2 protein-coding genes and 4 pseudogenes are annotated in these 6380 nt (G+C 53.7%); 4 read left to right on the top strand and 2 right to left on the bottom strand.

From position 1 onward, the window contains the following. Positions 1–803: 803 nt before the first annotated feature. Positions 804–1802: a patatin-like phospholipase family protein gene (locus tag KPG66_RS07090; RefSeq protein ID WP_237070389.1), complete on the top strand. Its 999-nt coding sequence runs from the start codon at positions 804–806 to the stop codon at positions 1800–1802. Positions 1803–1883: 81 nt separating this feature from the next. Here the strand turns inward: KPG66_RS07090 and tnpC are convergent. Next, a pseudogene (gene tnpC, locus KPG66_RS07095) lies at positions 1884–2747 on the bottom strand (IS66 family transposase); the annotation flags it as partial. A gap of 264 nt (positions 2748–3011) precedes the next feature. Here tnpC and KPG66_RS07100 point away from each other — a divergent pair. From KPG66_RS07100 to KPG66_RS07110, 3 genes and pseudogenes are all read left to right on the top strand, one after another. After that, complete coding sequence (locus tag KPG66_RS07100) at positions 3012–4445, top strand: integrase catalytic domain-containing protein (protein WP_237070390.1); 1434 nt, start codon at positions 3012–3014, stop codon at positions 4443–4445. Positions 4446–4518: 73 nt separating this feature from the next. Beyond that, positions 4519–4905, top strand: a pseudogene (locus KPG66_RS07105) (IS21 family transposase); the annotation flags it as partial. Beyond that, positions 4905–5545, top strand: a pseudogene (locus KPG66_RS07110) (ATP-binding protein). The pseudogenes KPG66_RS07105 and KPG66_RS07110, both read left to right, overlap by 1 nt. A gap of 65 nt (positions 5546–5610) precedes the next feature. Here the strand turns inward: KPG66_RS07110 and KPG66_RS07115 are convergent. Beyond that, positions 5611–6219, bottom strand: a pseudogene (locus KPG66_RS07115) (ISNCY family transposase); the annotation flags it as partial. Positions 6220–6380: the final 161 nt, after the last annotated feature.

The raw sequence follows: 6380 nt of genomic DNA on the forward strand, positions 1-6380 counted from the left end.
ACTAGTGTGGATTACTAAATGGATACAGCATAAAAAATTAGCATGTTGAAAAAATGAAAAAATTACACGACACAATATTTTGTGAAAATTGTACTGATATAAAGATTTACAATACCGAGAGCGACCGAAATTTACTATAATTATAAGATTATATTTGAGCAGTACATGGATAATGCAAAATAAAGGGTGGGTTAAATTGAACGTTGACTTGATATAATGGTTATTTAGTCTAATATGAAATTACCGCGGCAATATTAGTACACTCATTGAAAGGCGAGCTGGCTATGTCAACGTAGTTTCGAACGTGCGAGGAGAATTACTACGTATTTCTTAAAATATCGATATTTTACTTTTTCATGATTATGTAATATTTGCAATCGATGGGTGCAATGGGAATAGAGCCTTGATGTGATTGTAAGATAAATAACAATACATTTGCATTATTGTTATTTATAGGACTTCTAGATGTCCTCGATTTGTTTTATTAGTTTATTATTGAAGGAGAGTCTCATGAGTGTTTGGTATAGGGTGCTTGGCAGAAGTGAACGTCCTCCGTTTTCCAGTGCTCGCGTGCTGAGACGTGCCAACCCAATGCTTCAATCGTCTAGAGCGCAAGAAGCTGTACGTCAGATTTGCGGTGGCACGAGATGCGACACTTGCACTCGAGCGACGTGTCCAGTGACTCGGGGGCGGGCGTCAAGGGTGGAGCAAATTTTTTCACAGCTTCGTAATGGAGTTGGTATGGGATAGATAATTGGCCGGGTTTTATGGGGCTCAATTTTAACTTTTACAGGAGTTATGTTATGAGTTTCAAAATTATAAGTTTCGATGGCGGCGGCATCCGTGGCTTAATTAGCGCTTTACTCGTTAAAGATCTTGATGATAAATTCAATATCATAAATAGATCCGATGGTTTTGTGGGAACGTCCACGGGAGGCCTATTGGCGCTTGGTCTGGCTCAGAAAACAAGTATTTTAAAAATCGTTGATATTTATAAAAATAAGGGTTATGAGATTTTTAAGCATAATAGTAGATGGTGGAAGCCTGAAAGAGATCTGGCGGAGAAATTTGGTAATTCTGGATTATTGCATTGTAAGTATGTGAACGATGGTCTAAAAGATGTTGTCCAAGGACTGTTGGGAAGTGCTTTGATGTCATCTGCGGAACCTTTCGTAGCTGTCAACTCGGCTCAATTGTGGGATAAAGCAAGCGATAGCTGGGTTCCATGCATGTTTTCCAATTGCCAAGAAAATGGTTACCGTAACATCACAATGGCCGATGCAGCATTGGCGACATCAGCTGCGCCAACTTATTTTCCACCTTATCGGGTGACCAGCAATAATTTAGGTTACTTTGTAGACGGTGGTGTTTTTGCCAACAACCCGTCTATAGTTGCTATTTCTGAAGCGCTATATAGCGGAGTCGCTACTGATTTAGGCAGCATCCGCATGCTATCGCTGGGAACTGGGCGTACGCCGGTTGGAATAAAGCCTGCTGTTTTTGACAAACACGATCCGAATGAGTGGGGTGTTACATATTGGCTATGGCCAGAGCTATGGGAAAAAATTATTCCGCCAGCGGCTCTGTTGAGCCTCACGATGGACGCTACAGCTGAACTAGCAGTACTGCAAGCGGAGAAAATGCTTGGAAACCACTACCAACGCGCAAACTTTATGCTTAGTCAACCCTACGCCCTGGATGACTGGCAGCATGTTGACTTACTTGAAGAAAGGACAAACCAGTATCTGAGCACCCAAGAATGGAACAATGTGTGTAACTGGATTGATCAAAATTGGCAGTAAGTTTCTTGAGAATTGTTGAGGCTACCCCCAAATCAGTGTAAGCCCCCGGCAAAGACATCCCTGGAGGTAAATGGCCGTCAATCAAGCTGGGGCTGGCGCCCAGCGATGTGGTAGCAGGGCGGCGATGTCGTCGGCTCGATGGGTGGGCAATCGATTGAGCACGTCTTTGAGATAGAGGTACGGGCCGTGACCATTGAGCTGCGCGGATCGAATCAGGCTCATGATTGTTGCGGCGCGTTTCCCAGCGCGCAACGAACCAGCAAACAACCCGTTCGAGCGACCGATGGCCCAAAGACGAATCTGATTTTCCAACCAGTTATTGTCGATGGGCACATGCCCATCGACTAGATAACGCGTGAGCGCCTCCCAGCGCTTGAGACTGTAGTCGAGCGCTTTGGCGATTGCTGATCCTTCACTGACCCGTTTGCGCTGAGTGAACATCCACTCATGTAGCGCATCGGCGATCGGCCCAGCGCGCTGCTGACGCACTTCACCTCTGCGATCGGGCTTGAGTTGTGCAACATCGCGCTCGACAGCGTAAAGTGCGCCGAAGTATTCCAGCGCCTGTTCAGCGATCTGACTCTTGTGGTTGGCGTGCAACTCAAAGAACTTGCGTCTTGCATGGGCAATGCATCCGATTTCAGTAATGCCCAGCTCGAATCCGGCTTTGTAGCCGCTGTGATCGTCACATACCAGCTTGCCGCGCCAGTCACCGAGGAACTGGCGAGCATGTTCGCCTGCACGGCTATTGGCGAACTCATAGACCACGGCGCGCACGTGAGCGAACTGCGTCGTGGCGTATGCCCATACGTACGCGCGCTGCGTTTTTCCTTTACCGGGGACAAGCATTTGCACCGGCGTCTCATCGGCGTGCAGTACGCCGTGTTGTAGCAGCGCCTCGCGAAGCGCATCGACCAGCGGCTGCAACCTCACACCACACACGCCTGGACAGCGCCAATCATCTTGGCCGGCGCATTGACTCATGTTTTTTGCTACCGAGCGGAGCCTGTTGCCTCATGTAATGTGTTACCCGTCAGAATGCTGGCGGGGGCGACTGATGGCGAGGCGGCTCAGCATGAGAACACGATGAGAATGGATAGAGGCGGTCGGCGAGCGGTACCGCCGTTCTGATCGGAGCGAGAAGCGTGCGATACTGGACGAGTTTGTCCAGGTGACGGGATATCACCGCAAGCACGCTATCCGTGTGCTGTGCCGCGAGCCTGTGCCGCCGAGGGTAAAGCCCGGCCCCAGCGACGCTACGACGATCAGGTGCGCGCCGCGCTGATCACGCTGTGGGAGGCGGCCGATCGGATCTGCGGCAAACGACTGAAAGCCCTCATTCCAACGCTGATCGAAGCGATGATACGGCATGGTCACCTGACGCTATCAAAGCAAGTTCGCCAACGGCTGAGTCAGATCAGCGCCGCCACCATTGACCGGCTGCTGCATGACGTGCGCGAACAGGCTTTCGCGGGTCAACGCCGACGCGCTGGTGGAGCGGATAGTGCAATTGGCCGTGCAGTGCCGATCCGCACCTTCCCTCACTGGAATAATCCGCCACCCGGCTATCTCGAGGTTGATTTCGTCGAGCATTGCGGTGGCACCAAGATCGACGGCGACTTCGTGCATCGCTTCGTGATGACCGATATTGCGACCGGCTGGACCGAATGCCTGGCCATGCCTTATCGAAGCGGTGCGTTCGTTCTCGAGCACATCGAACGGGTCAGCCGAGCATTGCCGTTTGCACTGCGTGGTCTGGATTGCGATAACGATACAGCCTTCATGAATGAGGCCGTATTCGGCTACTGCAAAGCAACAGACATCGAGCTGACACGCTCTCGTGCGTATAAGAAAAATGACCAGGCGTGGGTTGAGCAAAAGAATGGATCAGTCGTGCGCCGCCTCGTCGGGTATGGCAGGTTACGCGGACTGGAAGCCACGCAAAGCCTTGCCTGTCTTTACGAGGTGTCACGTTTGTACATTAACGTCTTCCAGCCTTCATTTAAGCTGAAATCGAAGACACGTCATGGCGCGAGGGTCACGAAGCGGTATGAAGCGCCGTTGACGCCGCTTGAGCGCGTGCTGCGCTCGGCGTCGGTGCCACAGGCAACCAAACGCAGACTACGTGCTCAGTGTCGAGCGCTCGATCCACTGGAGCTCTTAAGTCGGATGCGCGAAGCGCAGCAGCACGTCGCACAATGTAGCGAATCCGGCACGACGCCGATGCAGGCAACCATACCTGCTTGCGTTCCCCTGACGGATTTCCTGGCGAGCCTTGGGACAGCATGGCAGGAAGGCGAGGTAAGACCAACGCATCACCGAAAGGCGCGCGTGCCTCACACTTGGCGCAGCCGGGAAGATCCATTCGAGCATACGTGGCCGACGATACAACAATGGCTGGAAACCGAGCCCGGCATCACGGCCAAGAAGCTACATGAGCGTCTCGTCACCATGGCACCGACGATGTATTCGGGCGCGCAGCTACGTACCCTGCATCGCCGTGTGAAGGCATGGCGATCGAACCGCGCCAGAGAACTGGTAGCCAGAATACTTGGCGATGCCGACGCGATGAAGGCTGACGCTGTTACACAGCGCCAGCCTTCATCGAAAAATAATCGGAGAGTGACAATTAACCGGGAGTAACATCATCTCATGAGGCAACAGGACCGGCCATTCTGCTTGACGCTATCCACTCGACTTTGCGAAGCACCACAACTTCGTGCCGCGACTGTGCAAGCCTTACCGAGCCAAGACTAAGGGCAAGGTGGAGCGCTTCAACGGGTACCTGCGCTGCAGCTTCTACAATCCACTGGCAAGCCGGCTGGCTCAGGATTGGCTCGCGCTGGACGCGACCACGGCGAACGCCGAGGTCGTGCGCTGGTTGAGGGACGTCGCCAATGTGCGTATCCACGGCACGACCGGGCAGCGGCCGCTCAAGCGTCTTCTACTCGAGCAACCGAAGCTACAGCCCTTGCCGCAGCCGTGGCGCGCGAACTTACCCTGTGCCTGCGTGCCAACGATGCCGCCGCCATCGCGCTTCGATAATACGCCGCTGCAGCATCAGCTGTTAGTCTACCAAGCCCTGTTGACGGAGGCTCGGTGATGGACATCCAACACGAACGGATCCTTGAAGCTTGCCGCCAACTGCACATCGACACAATGGGGGAGCAGTACAGCATGCTGGCGGCTCGGGCGGCGGCTAACCAGTTCACGTTTGCCGACTTCTTCGAGGCGCTGTTAAAGTGCGCGATGGACGCAAAGCACACGCGCACCAAATCCATGTTGCTACGCACGGCAGGCTTGCCTGTACTGAAGACACTCGAAGAGTTCGACTTTACGTTCGCTCATGGCGTCACGAAGAAATCGGTGCTGGAGCTGTCGTCGATGGCCTTCGTGGAGCGCGCTGAGAACATCGTGCTGCTCGGAGTGAGTGGGCTGGGTAAAACAACGTTCTCGGCCCAAGACTGCTCATTGTCGATGAAATCGGATACTTGCCCCTCTCGGAAGACCAAGCCAGCCACTTCTTCCAGATCGTGGCAAAGCGATACGAGCGCGGTTCAATGATCCTCACCAGTAACCTTCCGTTCACCCAATGGGACGAAACATTCGGGCGCAATGCAACGCTAACTGCGGCCATGCTTGACCGCATCCTGCACCACGCCCATATCATTCAGATCAAAGGAGACAGCTACCGACTTAAACAACAACGAAAGGCCGGCCACGTCCTGGCACCAAAAATGTAACGATTGGCTCACTTTTACTTTGCGCGATCACGCGCGAAGTGGCTCAAATTTCAGATGCGCTTGACACCGTGGCGCTCGATGTAGGCTCGTGTCGCCTCAAAGTAGCTAAAGGTCGACTCAGTTGCCGTGAAGTGCAGATGCATCAACCGGCTCGTTGCATCGTCCACGTACACCAGCAACGTGCATTGCGGCGCCCGATCCTCAAACCACGCATGCTCACTGCCGTCGATCTGCACCAGCTCGCCCAGGCACGCGCGCCGTGCCCGCGGCTGGTAAAGCTTCGGCGGACGCTGCCGGCGCGGTACCCACAAGCCGGCCTGTGTCATTAGCCGGCGAACCGTCTCCTTGGCCAGTCCAATGCCGTGGCATTCCCACAGCTTCTCGCAGGCCAGCGTCGGCCCGAAATCGGCATAGCGCTCGCGGATGATCGAGAGCGTGCGCTCGGCTGTTCCGGCATCCAGCCGGTTGTTGCTCGGTTTGGAGCGCCGCCGCGACACGAGACCTTGCGGTCCGTGTTCGCGTAGTCGTGCGACCAGACGACGGATCTGTCGGCTCGTCAACTCGAGTCGTTGCGCCGCGCGCCACGGCTTGAGTTTGCCGTCTACCACATCCTGAATAACCCTAAATCGGTCTAGCTCGCGCATCGTCATAGTTATCCGCTCTGTCGTTGCCATCGAAGCCTCCGGCACTGGATTTCCAGCCGCCGGTTAGCTTACGATGAACCGAAAAGCGGACATTTGAACTTAGCCAAAAGCGGACATTACAACGTAGCCGCTACACGCTATGTCAAAGCCATTCTCAAATGTCCGCCTGCCGGCTAAGTTCAAATGTCCGG

Source organism: Mycetohabitans sp. B2 (assembly GCF_021733735.1).
Classification (GTDB): Bacteria; Pseudomonadota; Gammaproteobacteria; order Burkholderiales; family Burkholderiaceae; genus Mycetohabitans; species Mycetohabitans rhizoxinica.